This is a genomic window from Rickettsiales bacterium, from assembly GCA_035765535.1.
GTDB lineage: Bacteria > Pseudomonadota > Alphaproteobacteria > Rickettsiales > JABCZZ01 > JABCZZ01.
Genome location: DASTXE010000003.1, coordinates 464,607 through 478,804, shown reverse-complemented (window position 1 = coordinate 478,804; position 14,198 = coordinate 464,607). Strand labels below are relative to the sequence as shown.

Here is a 14,198-nt window from a genome sequence, read left to right as displayed (position 1 = left end):
TCATCGCCCCCTTTTATTTTTTACAGCAATGCCGCCCATTCTGCTTCCGCTGCTTCCAGTTCTTTCTTAAGCTGTTCATAAGCCTTCTCCAGCCGCTTCAACTGGCTGGGATTATCCTGCGTGCAGCATACTGCCATTTCGTTTTCCATGGCATCTTTCTTCTCCAGAAGCTCCGCTACCTTACGTTCAACCGCATCCGCATCGTTTTTCGGCGCAGAGGATTTTTGTTTTTTACCCTTGGCCTCTTTCTTTGCGGCTTCCCTCTCCTTGCGGCGCTGCTGCACCACTAATTGCTTGTAGGCTTCCAGATCCTCGTGATAAGGTTTGCAGGTGCCGTCCGCTACCAGCCATAAACGGTCCGCCACACGCTCCACCAGATGCGGGTCGTGGCTCACGAGGATGACAGCTCCCCTGTAGTTGTTCAGCGCCTGCGTCAATGCTTCGCGCGCATCCATATCAAGATGGTTCGTCGGTTCGTCCAGCAGCATGATATGCGGCGCGTCGAAGCTCATACGGCAGAATAGCAAACGTGCTTTTTCACCGCCGGAAAGTTCGCCGATCTTCGTATCCGCCTTATGCTTATCGAAGCCGAAGTTGCCCAGCGCCGCGCGTACTTTCGATTGCGGCCTGTCTTTCATCGCTTCCTGCATGACCTCGTAGGGTGTCAGAGCCACATCCAGTTCGTCTGTCTGGAACTGTGCGAAATAGCCAATCTTCAATTTGCCTGATTTCAGTATCTGCCCGTGTTGGGGCGGCAGACGTCCGGAGATCAATTTCACCAGCGTCGATTTACCGTTACCGTTCGCGCCGAGCAGCGCGATGCGGTCATCCATATCAATATTCAGGCCGAGTTTCTTCAAGACCGGCTTAGCTTTTTCATACCCTGCATCCACATCTTCCAATGTGATCAGCGGCGAACTCATTTCTGGCGGGTCGGGAAAGGTGAATGATGTCACGCGCTCGGCCATCACCGCATCGACAATATCCATCTTCTCGATCATCTTCAGGCGACTCTGTGCCTGACGCGCCTTGCTCGCCTTCGCCTTGAAGCGATTGACGAATTCCATCATCTTGGCCTTCTGCGCCTGCTGCTTTTCATGCAGCGCCTGCTGGTTCAGCAGACGTTCAGCGCGGCGACGCTCGAACTGATCATAGTTACCCGTATAGCTTACGAGCTTGCGGTCTTCCAGATGCAGGATATGGCTGACCGTCTTGTTCAATATATCACGGTCATGGCTGATGATAATCATTGTATGCGGGTAACGCGCCAGATAATTTTCCAGCCAGATCATTGCCTCGAAGTCCAGATGGTTCGTGGGCTCGTCGAGCAGCAACAGATTCGGCTCCAGAAACAGCGCCGCTGCCAGCGCGACACGCGCGCGCCAGCCGCCGGAGAAATCGGAAATCGGACTGTTCTGCGCCTGCTCATCAAACCCCAGGCCAGCGAGAATGGTCGCTGCGCGCGCGGGGGCATCATATGCATTGATTTCTTCCAGACGCGTATAGATATAGCCCATACGGTCTGGATCTTCTACTGTCTCGGCCTCCTTGAGCAGGCTGGCGCGTTCCTTATCGGAATCCAGCACGACATCGATCAGGGTCGTATCATCATCCGGCAGGTCCTGACGCACCATGCCCATCGTTGCGCCACGGATCATCGTGATATCGCCGCCATCAGCCTGCAATTCACCGGAAATCAATTTAAATAGCGTGGACTTCCCTGTCCCATTCGGCCCCACCAGACCTACGCGGTGACCAGCAGGAATATTCACCGTCACTTTTTCCAGCAGCGTTCGCCCGGCAATGCGGTAAGTCAGATCATTTATAGCAAGCATTTATGTATCTCGTTTAGTTGTGGTATTACGCTCTACGGGTTTCCTGAGGCGGAACGATAAAGAACCACGGCGTTACCACGTAAAATACAAAGGCGGCTGCAACGTTCCACCATGCGAAAGCAGCCCCTAACAGATATCCCGCCGGTCCGACAAACGATAGTGCGACAATGCCCGGAACATGGAATTCCGCCATTTCCGGTTTTATCCGGCGGCGCACTATATAGGCTTTAAGCCCAATAAACAACAGCGTATTGAACGCCATCACCAAGCCGAAAAAGCTTACCGCGAGCGCATTGTCCGGATAAGAGCCCATCAGAGCGGTCGGAAACGGAACAAAAGACTGAAACATCAAAAAGATAGAATTCAGCCAAATCATGCCGTAATCGGCACTACGCGCGAGCCGCAATAAATGATGATGGTTCAGCCAGAATTTACAGACAATAACAAAACTGATCAGCCAGCTCAGGAAACGTGGCGCCTGCGCCAGCAAGCTATGCCAGAGTTCCATAACACTCTTAGGATCATGCAGTTCAGGAGTTTTCAGGTCCAGCACGAGCAGCGTCACGATAATCGCGAACACGCCGTCGCTCAGCGCTTCAATACGGTTGAGCGGCAGATCACCGCGCAGGAAACGATGGAAAGGTTTTTTCATCAGCGAATGCTCCATACGAAAAGGGCTGCCTCTCCTGGCAGCCCTTTCTTACAGGCATATCGTCGCTTACGCAAACGCCTCTTCCCAGGTACCGGTGGTGGCGGCCTTGGTATATTCCGTCACGCGGTTTTCAAAGAAGTTCGTATGCTCGACGCCGTTGAGGATTTCGTCCATCCACGGCAGCGGGTTCTTGCTGACCTTATAGAGCGGCTCAAGACCCAGCTGCAGCAGGCGACGATCTGCGATGTAGCGGATGTAAAGTTTCACTTCTTCCGCCGTCAGGCCTTCAATGCCGCCGACACCGAATGCAAGCTGGATGAAGTTATCTTCCAGACCGACGATTGTATCGCAGATTTTGTACAGGTCTTTCTTCAAAGCATTATGTTCAATTTCCGGGTTTTCCGACACGAACGTCTTGAACAGGCGGATGATGGATTCCGTATGCAGTGTTTCATCACGTGCGGACCAGGCCACGATCTGGCCCATGCCGCGCATCTTGCCGAAGCGCTGGAAGTTCAGCAGGATCGCAAACGACGCGAACAGCTGCAGCCCTTCCGTGAACGCGCCGAACGCCGCGAGTGTCCGGGCGATAGCGTCATTGCTTTCCGTGCCGAATTGCTGCATGTAGTCGAATTTATCCTTCATTTCCTTATATTTTAGGAACGCCTGATATTCATCGTCCGGCAGGCCGAGCGTATCGACCAGATGCGAATAGGCTGCGATATGGATCGTTTCCATGTTGGAGAACGCCGCCAGCATCATCTGCACTTCGGTCGGCTTGAACACACGCGAATAATGGCGCATATAGCAGTTATTCACTTCGATGTCCGACTGCGTGAAGAAACGGAAAATCTGGGTCAGCAGATGCTTTTCTTCCGGCTTCAGGGTGGTCTTCCAATCTTTTACGTCGTCCGCCAACGGCACTTCTTCCGGCAGCCAGTGAATACGCTGCTGCATCAGCCAGGCTTCATAGGCCCAGGGGTAAGCGAACGGTTTATAAATATGGGGTGCATCCAGTAACGACATAGTCTTTTCCTTTTGTTAGAGGGGGCGAGCTTAGTTCGCCCCCTCGCTTACGCTGCCCCCTCTAAAGGGGTCGGCTACGCCTCCTTTGGCATAACCTTAAGTGCTTATTGTTCAGAGGGCGGGGCCGCTAAACAGATCGTCGGAGCCGAAAACCGGCTGTTCAAAGTTGCGGATATGCTGCTCGATATTCTTACGCTGAAACCCGCTTAAAAAGGGCGATTCCCCGTCTTCGGTATAAATGGCGGCATATAATATGCCCCCGAGTGCATTGCGCCTCCATAATGTACGGCGCGGATGATTCAGCACGCAGAATTTCACATTGTCGGATTCGCTGACATCAAGCACGAACGGCAGCTTGAAATCCTCCGTTGCTATCACAAATACTCCCGGGCGCTCCTCTAGCTCATGTGGACTGGAAAACCAGCCGGAAACTGTATAATTCCAGCGTTTGAAAGTCCGTTCCTCAGAGCGTGGAGCAAGTACTGTCGCCATATTCATCTCCGTTCTTATTACACCAAAATACCGGGTAAAACGATATGCCCGCCTGCCATTACTGGCAAGCGAGGCATTCTTCGTACTTCTCATCCTGTTTATAGATGGCGGAAGTCTGTTTCTTGACCAGTGACATTTCCAGCTGCAGGCCGTTACCGGCAACTTTATGCGACACTTTTTCTGCGCGCTGCATGGAGGTGGAGCGACAGTAATACAGACTCTTCATACCCTTCTTCCACGCATTGAAATGCAGCAGGTGCAGATCACGCTTATGGATATCGGGCGGCAGGAACAGGTTGACCGACTGTGCCTGGCAGATATACGGCGTGCGGTCAGCCGAATGTTCCAGAATCCAGCGCTGGTCGATTTCCGGCGCGGTCTTGAAGACGAGCTTTTCGTCTTCGCTCAGGAAATCCAGATGCTGAACGGAACCTTCATGCGAAGAAATCGAGCTCCAGGTGTCTTCATCATTGTAACCATACTTTTCCAGCAGCTCCGTCAGATGCTTGTTGCGCACGTTGAACGAGCCGGACAGGGTTTTCTGCGTAAAGCTGTTTGCCGCATACGGTTCAATACCGGGTGAGGAGTTTCCAGCGATGACAGAAATAGAGGCCGTCGGTGCGATAGCCAATTTGTTGCTGAAGCGTTCCATCATGCCGCAATCCGCTGCATCCGGACATGCGCCGCGTTCTTCGGCAAGCTTCTGCGAAGCAGCGTCAGCTGCCGCCCTGATATGCTGGAAGATCTTCTTATTCCACACTTTCGCAATGACGGATTCAAACGGAATCATCTTGCTCTGCAGATAAGAATGGAAGCCCATCACGCCAAGCCCGATGCTGCGCTCACGCATAGCGGAATAACGCGCTCTTGCCATGCTGTCCGGTGCGGTCTGGATGAAACCTTCGAGCACGTTGTCGAGGAAACGCATAACATCTTCGATGAATTGCGGCTCGTTTGCCCATTCGTCATAGGTTTCCAGGTTCAGGGACGACAGGCAGCATACCGCCGTGCGTTCCTTGCCCAGATGGTCCATTCCGGTGGGCAGCGTGATTTCACTGCACAGGTTGGAGGTTTTCACCAGCAGACCGAGTTCCTTATGGTGCGCAGGAATGCCGCGGTTCACATTGTCAATGAACAGCAGATACGGCTCACCCGTTTCCACACGCGCCGTCAGCAGTTTAATCCACAGATCGCGTGCACGCACGCTGGTAATCACCTGCTTGGTCTTGGGGCTTAAGAGATCCCACTTTTCGTCCTTTTCCACCGCTTCCATGAACGCGTCAGAAATTGCTACACCGTGATGGATATTGAGCGCCTTGCGGTTCGGATCGCCACCGGTCGGGCGGCGAATGTCGATGAATTCTTCGATTTCGGGATGGTCGATCGGCATATAAACAGCCGAGCTGCCGCGACGCAAGCTACCTTGCGAAATTGCCAGCGTTAGCGAATCCTGCACACGCATGAACGGTACAACGCCAGACGTTTTGCCGTTACCGCGCACTTTTTCGCCGATGGAGCGCAGATTGCCCCAATAGCTGCCGATGCCGCCACCACGGGCAGCAAGCCATACATTTTCATTCCACAGATCGACAATGCCTTCCAGGCTGTCCTGCGTTTCGTTCAGAAAGCAGGAGATCGGAAGGCCGCGATTGGTGCCACCATTGGAAAGGATCGGAGTAGCGGGCATGAACCATAATTTGCTGATATAGTCATAGAGCCGCTGCGCGTGCTCCACATTGTCTGCATAATGACTCGCAACACGCACAAACATATCCTGAAAGCTTTCGCCTTCAAGCAGATAACGATCCCTCAGGGTCGCCTTCCCGAAATGTGTAAGTTTATTGTCGCGGGAATGGTCTACTTGAATCTGCTGCATATCATCTCCCTCGCGTTTTGTTTTCGTAACTCTCGCGGTAAAACCGTAATAATAATTTTATAGGTCACAGTCAAAAAATGTCAACATCTAGCGAAAGAAAATAAATCAAACACTATATATAGTATGTAATACCGTTTTCTTATCAATCCGGGACAGGGCTATTTATGGGATTTTTATACGCCCGCTCAATCCATTGGGCCAGTTATTCACATGGTACTTCCCTATGGGATAATTTTCTATATCACGCTCTCAAAATGCGGGCAAGATTTTTCAAAAATACTGCAATCAGCTCTTGATTGTTGCTTTATTGCACAAACTGCAGAAAACGTAGTGTTTCAGAAGGAAAAATTTTACCCGTTTTCGGGGAATTTTATACATTTCCACTCCCGCAAAAGTCTTTGCGGTGAGCCGATTATTCTATCATGAATAAGAATTATACTTGCTTGGTTCTGGACGGGGGAACATGGACCGTCCGGTCATATCCGCCGTAACTGGTGATACCGATGGCGGCCATATAGATTGCGATGCAGATAATATCAATCGCGCCGCCCATTTCGGCCCCGATATCATTGAGCAAGGTAGCAATCGTACTTATTATTGAAAAAATCACAGACAACTTGGCAACCAGTCCGCCTAGCTTTACAAATATCACGCTTTTGTACATTAGTTGTCTGAACATAACCCAACGCGTAATTCAACTTGGACTGTTGAGTATAGTATAGTGGCACTACATTAGCAAATATTTTCATTAATGTTTATTAAACTTTTATGAAATTTGTAACTTAATAACAAAATTCCCAACGCAAGGTTTTAATATTAAAAATGCTATTCAACAATGGGTTGGTAAATGCAAGTGAGTAATTCCTTTTGCAACCCACCGGTGCGGGCTTATCAAAATTTCTTAATATGGCGCATCATTTTAATATCTGCGCGCTCATATAAAACGTCGCCGGATTCGAGTGGAACCTCGGTAAAACCGGCTTTTTTATAGAGATGGATGGCGGGGCTGAGTTTGCGATTACTGACCAGAAACAATGTATCGAACCGGGTTTTCTCCGCCTCCTGAAGCGCGGAACTTAATAGTTGCTTGCCTATTCCACTGCCTTGTAACGGCTCAACCACATACATTTTAGCGAGTTCCAGCATATTTCCGTAGGGCATCAGGGTAAAACCGCCGACCGGGTAGCCCGCAAGATGGGCTATATATATAGTACCGCCTTTTTTCAGCACATGCGTGTGCGGATCGCTCAGGACTTCTTCATCATGGGGCTCGACATGGAAGAATTTCTCCAGCCATGCGCGGTTATGGCGCTCATAGAACGCATGAAGCTGCTGATTATATTCCCTAAGCTGCAGCCTGTGCTCTCCTTTTGTCAACGCAATCACGCGATCGAAGAGCGAACGCTCCCGCAGACAGGACTCCAGTTCGGTTAATGCTGCCAGCGCACCACCGGCAGGCCGCTCTATATGCGAAAAAGCCTGGTTTATAGCTTCCACCGCAGGTTCGATATGCTTTAAGAGCCCTTCTGCCGCCTGCGTCAGGATAATGGATTTGGAGCGCTTATCCTTTGAGCCGCCTGCCTCGCGAATTAATTCCTGCTCCGCCAGCCGCTTGAGCATTTTACTGACGCCCGGCTGGCTGATACCCATCAATGCGGCCAGTTCATTCACTGTGCAACCGGACGCATCCCGGATATTCATCAAATAGGGATACCAGGTAGGATCGAATTCTATGGAAAACGCCTGATAGATCAGGCGCACTTGCTCAAAGCAATAATCGCTGATGCGTTTCGTTCGGCTGCCGAAGCTTCTATAAACCAGTTGTTCCATATACCCCCATAAATGTATAACCGGTTATATATTTAATGAAACATATGTCAAGCGCTGGGCCTATTGCCTATTTATAAACACAGCAAAAGTGTTTCAGGCGGCGAAGCTCCGGGCAAGAAAGCGGTTGATGCGCAGCGCGAAGGAAGCCGGATCGGCGATCTCCTCTCCTTGCGCGATCTTAGCCTGATCCAGCAGCACGAAAGCAATATCCCGTAAGTTGGCATCTTCTGCCGTTGCGCCTGCTGCCACTTTCTCTGCCAGATGGCGAATCACCTCATGCTCAGGATTGATCTCCAGTATCTTGGAATAGGTGGTGGAAAGCTGTTTCTGCTCACGCAGGAAACGCTCCAGACGAATATCCATCGCTCCCTGATCGACTGCAAGACAGACGGCGCTTTCATCAAGCTTGTGCGTGACGCGCACATTCTTCACTTCTTCGCCGTACACTGTTTTCAGTACTTCGATCAGCGGTGCCATATCTGCCTTCTGCGCTTCATTCTGGCTTTTTTCTTCCGGCGCAGCTTCGCCTTCAATCTTATCCAGCTCTTCGTTGCTGCGCGTAACGGACATCAGCGGCTTGCCTTTGAAGTCCGGCACCACATTCACCCAGAAATCATCCACATGATCGGCCAGCAGCAGCACTTCCACACCGCGCTTCTTGAAGCCTTCAAGCTGCGGGCTTTTCTTCATCGCTTCCAGATTATCGCCGGTCAGATAGAAAATATGTTCCTGCGCCGATTTCATGCGTGCGATATATTCGTCGAGGCTGACCAACCCATCGCCATGAGTGCTGTAGAACCGGCAAGCGGTCAGTATCTGCTCTTTGGGTGATGTTGCTTCACACAGTCCTTCTTTCAGTACCGCACCGAAATTCTTCCAGAATGTCGTATAACCTTCCGGATCTTTTTCCGCCTGCTTTGCGAGGTCGGATAACGTGCGCTTGACCACTGAGTCGCGGATTTTATCCAGTACCGGATTCATCTGCAGCGTTTCACGGCTGATATTGAGCGGAAGGTCTTCGGAATCGACCACACCGCGCAGGAAACGCAGGTAATGCGGAATGATATCCGTTCCTTCGTCCGTAATGAATACGCGCTTCACATACAGCTTCACGCGGCGCTTACGGTCGGGGTGGAAGAGATCGAAGGGCGGCATGGACGGAATGAACAGCAGGTTGGTATATTCCACCTTGCCTTCTACTTTATTATGCAGCATCATCCAGGGTGTATCCGGTGCATGGGCGATATGGTGATAGAATTCCTTATACTGTTCTTCCGTCACCTCAGATTTCGGGCGCATCCATAATGCCGAGCCTTTATTGATGGTTTCCACCACTCCGGCTTCGTCGATATATTCAATCGGGAAGGAAATATGGTCCGAGTAGGTTTGCGCGATATGGCGCAGCCGGAATTTGTCCAGATACTCTTCCGCGCCTTCCTTAATATAGAGTGTGATCTTCGTGCCGCGTGTCAGATTTTCCACTTCACCGATCATGAATTCACTGCCCGCATCCGATTCCCAGAAGTGGCCCTTTTCTTCCCCTGCCCGGCGGCTTTCCACACGCACCTTATCCGCCACTACAAAAGCGGAATAAAAACCAACACCGAACTGTCCGATCAGCGGTATATCCTTTTTGGCATCACCCGTCATGCGGTTCAGGAATTCCTGTGTGCCAGATTTCGCAATCGTGCCGAGATTTGCGATCAGTTCATCACGGCTCATGCCGATGCCGTTATCGGCAATGGTGATGGTCTTCGCGTTCTTATCCGCGGAGATTGTTATTTTCAGTGTTGCATCCTCTGCCAGCAGTTCCGGCTTCGTCACGGCTTCGTAGCGCAATTTGTCGCACGCGTCGGAAGCGTTGGAAATCAACTCGCGTAAAAAGATGTCGCGGTTGGTGTAGAGAGAATGGATCATAAGTTTCAGCAATTTGCTGATCTCTGCGCTGAATGTGTGCTTGTCTGTCATAGGTTTCCTCTGTATCATGCTGCGTCGTGTGCAACTATATGGAGCGGTTTATGCGTAATTTCAAGAGGGGCAAACGCTCTTCTAAGTCCGGCGGGCTCTACTTACGCGCGCAGACATTCCTGCTGGCCGCCACAATGCTTACCATATCCGGCTTTGCGCAGGCGCATGCCGCAGGCTATTCCCTCAACGACGAGCTCATTTACCGTATCAATTTCGGCAGCAGTGACGATGTCAAAATATTGCTGGATAAAGGCGCCAATCCCAACTCTCTTAGCACGACCGGGGAATATGCGCTGACGGTAGCCATCGGCCGCAATGACGCCGAAGCCGCGCCTATCGTAGAGGCGCTGCTGGAAAAAGGCGCCAATCCCAATGTTTTTGACAAGGCCAATGTCTATCCCCTCATCAATGCCACGCTGAACAATGAAACCCAGGTGGTTGCCGAACTGCTGGCGAAGAATGCAGACTTTCATGTTAAGTCGGCCAATGGCAGAACATTGATCGAAATTGCCAAGAGCAATAATAATCCGGACATCGTCAAGCTGATCCAGGACAAGCTGGACCAGGAAGCAAGAGCGGCGCAGGCTCTTCGCAGCCCCGAGCGCTTTAAGAAGATTATCCGCCAGTATGCCTTTGACAGCTGCGCTTACCAATATTGGAACTTCATTGTCGGCTCACGCCAGCAACCCGAGAAAGACCAGGAAAATCAGGCTAAGATTACCGCCATCCGCACGGAGATTTCCGACCTGATTGCACAGGTCCAGCAATATTATCCCACCACACCTTCTGAAAGCCTCCAGCATATCGCGGATACTTCTTCAAAGAGTATATACAGCACGCTGAACGATATGGTTTCCAACCGCAACCGTGAAAAGCTCGGGATCGGCACGCAGGAAGACGCGGATACACGCTGCAAAGCCCTTTCCGATGCGGTGAATTAGCCAATAAATAAAATCCCTTAACAGGCAAGGTGTCTGTTTGTGAATTTTTTATGACAGCGTTGTGCCGTTTTGCACCACATGTTAACCTTTTGCCAACTTTCTGGATTCTCGGCGAACTTTGTCGTGCAATCCTCGGAATAAAGGTGTTCCCACACTCCATGTGGGATGCCTCCTCGTAAGAGAAAAAGTCAGCCGGCGCTCACGCGTCGGTCAGATATCGGGAGCCATTATGGCATCCAGTATTCGCAGGGGCTGCATGCTCCTTGTGGGCGCGCTACTTGCGCTGTTTCTCTCCGGCTGCGCAGCAGGAGACATCACCAGCACCACCACCAGTGCAGCTCCTCGAAGCACCAGCACCAAACACGTTGACGGTCCGCAACTCTCGGTACCGAAGAGTGTGAAGAGCTTCGGACCTGACACTAAGGATCGGGAGGGTGTAACCGTTCGGGTCCTGGCAGCACACGATTCCGACCAAACAGTCAATGTGACGCTGGGGGCCTACAACGCTCGACTGCAGACAGCATCGCCTTCCATCTTCACACGCCTGAAGGGAGAAGTGCAACACGAGGTCAGCGTGACCATCAAGAATGGCACCATCACCGCAGTACACTGACGCGGTGATCCTCTCCGGCGGTTCGGTCTCAATCACAACAGAGACCGGCCGCCGGGAGGAGCGTTTTCACTTTTCAATCTCAAAAATATATTACTGCTTAATCTTCGCGTTTCCGCACATGGAGACGTAAGTCTTGATGTGCTCCGCGATAAAGCGCAGCAGAATTTCCGCAGGCATGCGGAAACCATGCAGCACGACTGCGGCCGCCATAATGGTCAGGATCAATGCTGCCGAATTGAACCGGGGTATCGCACTGCGCGTTACAAAAGCATGGATGCAGGCTAATACCATACTTCCCACCGCAATGCCGACAATTACTTCCGTAACAGTGTGCGCGCCGAGCTCCACGCGCGTGGCCGCGATGGCAATCGCAAGCGCTATTCCGCCCAGGAAGGGTAAGTGCCGCCAGATGCCACGCCACTGGCTGCCGACCAGCAGGCCGAATGTTCCCAGCACCGCCATCGAAAGCGCCGCATGGCCGCTGGGTGAAGTGATATTGTAGTTGCGCCAGTAACCGTCACAGCCAATGAAAAGCAGCTTCAGCAGGCCGATGAATATGCCCGCTCCCAGAAAAGAAGCCGCCATAGCCGCTGCGCCTTTACGGCATCCCGCCCATGCAAGATAGGCAGCGCCCGCCAGGGCAATTCCCCCCAGCACTGCGCTGTCGCCGATATCGGTTATCATGGTTGCATTCATCAGGTAACGTCTCTAACAGATTCTCAATTTGGCATTCGTAATTTGTACGTTGGTATACCGGATTCTATGCTGCCGTCCACTGCATAATGGGCACAGTCATTTTGCCAATCTTCAAATCCGGGAACAAAAAAAGAGGCACCGAATCACGGCGCCCCTCTTCCTAAATCTCTACAGACCTATTAAGCAGCAACCTTCAGATTGACAGCCGAAGACTTGCCTTTTTCCTGAGCGATTTCGAAGTCGACCTTCTGGCCTTCCAGAAGCGTGCGAAGCCCTGCTTTCTGCACAGCCGAAATATGAACGAACACGTCTTTTGAACCATCTTCAGGCTGAATAAAACCATACCCTTTAATGGTATTGAACCACTTAACCGTACCAGTAGCCATAATAAAACCTCTTATAATTAAACGATTCAGAACAAATAAGACGAGGCTTCACTTACAGAGATAACACACTGAAGGTCTCCTTCAGCACCCGTATCCACAAGCAGTCAATGCCAGCAAATTATTCAATCCGACCGCCTGATTCGCATATAACTCTTCAGGCAGCCTAAAATGGATATATCAAAAAGCAAACAAAAGAAAGTGATTTTTGCGTGTCTCTTTTTAAACCACAACGCACACAAGCGCCTTTTCCAACAAAGCTTTATCATCTTTTTATAGTGATTGATTTAACGAAAAATATTCTCTAATTTAGAGGGGATGGAAAATGAGACACAGGATCAACTGACACAGAGCATTGAAGACGGCACTTATTATGCCGCCGCACGTGGCTGGTATTCAGAACTTTTTCACTCTCCCATCGGCCAGCGGAGTTTCTACGTTATCATACTGGTTCTGGCGGTGCTGAACCTGTATTTTGCTTTCTTCGCTTTCACCGGTATTTTTCCGCTCTCACCACGCGTTCCCTTCCCTCTATACTCGCAGGACGTGTTCAATAACATTGCCAACATCAAACGCCTTGCAAGTTCCAGCACTGAAGATCGCAATGCCGTCGTAATGAAATACATGCTGAGTTCCTATGTCGCCAATCGGGAATCTTATGACTTGAAGCAATATGAGTTGCGTTATCGCAACATCTGGAGTGAAAGCACACCGGCCGTATTTAAAGAATACAGCTACTCGGTATCCGCCTCCAATCCACTCAGCTATTACCGTCAGTATGCCGACCTTGCAAAGCGCACGGTTCAGATTCAATCCATCGCCTATGACCAGGGACCGCAACCATCTCATGCGCGTATCGTGTTTGATGCTCTCGTTGTTTCCACCGTTAACGGCAAAGAAGTACGGCATACGAAATGGGAAGCCGATATCACCTATCAATATAAAGGCTTTAAAGTCAGTCAGGCATTGCGCACTAAAAATGCAATGGCATCGTTTTTTGGCTTGACGGGAAAAGCTCTCAAGGGTAGCGGTGAAGAGCAGGATGTTACTCCAATGAGCTTCATTGTGTCGGATTATCAATTAAAAGAGCTGCTGGAATGATTAAAAAGAACCTTTTCCTCGGAATGCTGGCGATTTCCACGATGCTTAGCGTACCATCCTATGCCCTCATTAAGCCCTCTCCGCTGGCGACTGACGCGCGCATCAAAACCGTCATGTACAGCCCGAACGAGGTAATCCGTTTTTCGGGGTATTATCGCTATCAGTCCAATATCGAATTCGCTGCGGAAGAGCAGATTAAAACCATCTCGCTGGGCGACTCCGTAGCATGGCAGATCAATCCCGTCGGCAATCGCCTGTTCATCAAGCCGATCGAGCAGGACGCCACCACGAACATGACTGTCATCACCAACAAGCACACCTATTTCTTCGAGCTGCATGCGGGTGACGTTAAAAGCATCGAAGATAAGAACCTGATTTTCGAACTGCGCATCATCTATCCGAACGATGAATCCGCAATGGAAACCCTGCACAGCGCGATAGACCATGTGCCCGACCTGGAGCAGGATGACCTTAACAAATACAATTTCCGTTATACGGTCAGCGGCTCTGACGATATCACCCCGATCCGTATTTTCGATGACGGTGAATTCACCTACTTCCAGTTCCACGATGTGAACGCGGAAGTTCCCGCTTTCTTCATGGTGGATAAGGAAGGCAATGAATCGGTCATTAACTACCGTGCCCGCGGACCTTACATTGTGATCGAACGTGTCACAGCACGTTATACGCTCCGCCATGGAAAGAGCGTTGTCTGCGTGTTCAATGAAGCGATGAAAGATGGCAGGGCGCCGCAGAAATCCCAAAGCAGTTCCTGGTTCTAGCAA

Annotated in this window: 13 protein-coding genes and 1 pseudogene; 4 read left to right on the top strand and 10 right to left on the bottom strand. The window is 50.9% G+C overall.

Annotated features, from left to right (window positions below):
• Window positions 1-20 precede the first annotated feature (20 nt).
• The 8 genes and pseudogenes from VFT64_05250 to htpG form a co-directional block, all read right to left on the bottom strand.
• A complete protein-coding gene (locus VFT64_05250; GenBank protein ID HEU5047234.1) occupies window positions 21-1,835 on the bottom strand; it encodes an ABC-F family ATP-binding cassette domain-containing protein in 1,815 nt (604 codons plus the stop codon).
• A 25-nt stretch (window positions 1,836-1,860) separates the two neighbouring features.
• Window positions 1,861-2,487 carry a TMEM175 family protein gene (locus tag VFT64_05245; GenBank protein ID HEU5047233.1) on the bottom strand — a complete coding sequence of 209 codons (627 nt, stop codon included), beginning with the start codon at window positions 2,485-2,487 and terminating at the stop codon, window positions 1,861-1,863.
• Window positions 2,488-2,553: 66 nt separating this feature from the next.
• On the bottom strand, window positions 2,554-3,513 hold the full coding sequence (locus VFT64_05240; protein HEU5047232.1) for a ribonucleotide-diphosphate reductase subunit beta: 960 nt from the start codon (window positions 3,511-3,513) through the stop codon (window positions 2,554-2,556).
• Window positions 3,514-3,624: 111 nt separating this feature from the next.
• Window positions 3,625-4,005, bottom strand: coding sequence for a hypothetical protein (locus VFT64_05235; GenBank protein ID HEU5047231.1), 381 nt, complete (start codon window positions 4,003-4,005; stop codon window positions 3,625-3,627).
• Between the two features lie 58 nt (window positions 4,006-4,063).
• Window positions 4,064-5,890 (bottom strand): annotated as a pseudogene (locus VFT64_05230) (ribonucleoside-diphosphate reductase subunit alpha).
• A gap of 424 nt (window positions 5,891-6,314) precedes the next feature.
• On the bottom strand, window positions 6,315-6,491 hold the full coding sequence (locus VFT64_05225; GenBank protein ID HEU5047230.1) for a hypothetical protein: 177 nt from the start codon (window positions 6,489-6,491) through the stop codon (window positions 6,315-6,317).
• Between the two features lie 281 nt (window positions 6,492-6,772).
• On the bottom strand, window positions 6,773-7,711 hold the full coding sequence (locus tag VFT64_05220) for a GNAT family N-acetyltransferase (GenBank protein HEU5047229.1): 939 nt from the start codon (window positions 7,709-7,711) through the stop codon (window positions 6,773-6,775).
• Between the two features lie 93 nt (window positions 7,712-7,804).
• Entirely contained in the window at window positions 7,805-9,697 is a 1,893-nt protein-coding gene (gene htpG, locus VFT64_05215) for a molecular chaperone HtpG (protein ID HEU5047228.1), read from the bottom strand.
• Between the two features lie 32 nt (window positions 9,698-9,729).
• On the opposite strand from htpG, the gene VFT64_05210 reads away from it, so the two are divergent.
• A complete protein-coding gene (locus VFT64_05210) occupies window positions 9,730-10,620 on the top strand; it encodes an ankyrin repeat domain-containing protein (protein ID HEU5047227.1) in 891 nt (296 codons plus the stop codon).
• 229 nt (window positions 10,621-10,849) lie between these two features.
• Complete coding sequence (locus VFT64_05205; protein HEU5047226.1) at window positions 10,850-11,233, top strand: hypothetical protein; 384 nt, start codon at window positions 10,850-10,852, stop codon at window positions 11,231-11,233.
• Window positions 11,234-11,323: 90 nt separating this feature from the next.
• On the opposite strand, the gene VFT64_05200 is transcribed toward VFT64_05205, so the two are convergent.
• Window positions 11,324-11,917 carry a phosphatase PAP2 family protein gene (locus VFT64_05200; protein ID HEU5047225.1) on the bottom strand — a complete coding sequence of 198 codons (594 nt, stop codon included), beginning with the start codon at window positions 11,915-11,917 and terminating at the stop codon, window positions 11,324-11,326.
• A gap of 191 nt (window positions 11,918-12,108) precedes the next feature.
• Window positions 12,109-12,315, bottom strand: a complete 207-nt coding sequence (locus VFT64_05195) for a cold-shock protein (protein ID HEU5047224.1) — start codon at window positions 12,313-12,315, stop codon at window positions 12,109-12,111.
• A 315-nt stretch (window positions 12,316-12,630) separates the two neighbouring features.
• Between VFT64_05195 and VFT64_05190 the strand changes: the two genes are divergently transcribed.
• Both VFT64_05190 and virB9 read left to right on the top strand, forming a co-directional pair.
• Window positions 12,631-13,413, top strand: a complete 783-nt coding sequence (locus tag VFT64_05190) for a VirB8/TrbF family protein (protein HEU5047223.1) — start codon at window positions 12,631-12,633, stop codon at window positions 13,411-13,413.
• Window positions 13,410-14,195 carry a P-type conjugative transfer protein VirB9 gene (gene virB9 / locus VFT64_05185; GenBank protein HEU5047222.1) on the top strand — a complete coding sequence of 262 codons (786 nt, stop codon included), beginning with the start codon at window positions 13,410-13,412 and terminating at the stop codon, window positions 14,193-14,195. The genes VFT64_05190 and virB9 overlap by 4 nt, the downstream gene beginning before the upstream one ends.
• The last annotated feature ends 3 nt before the right edge of the window (window positions 14,196-14,198 follow it).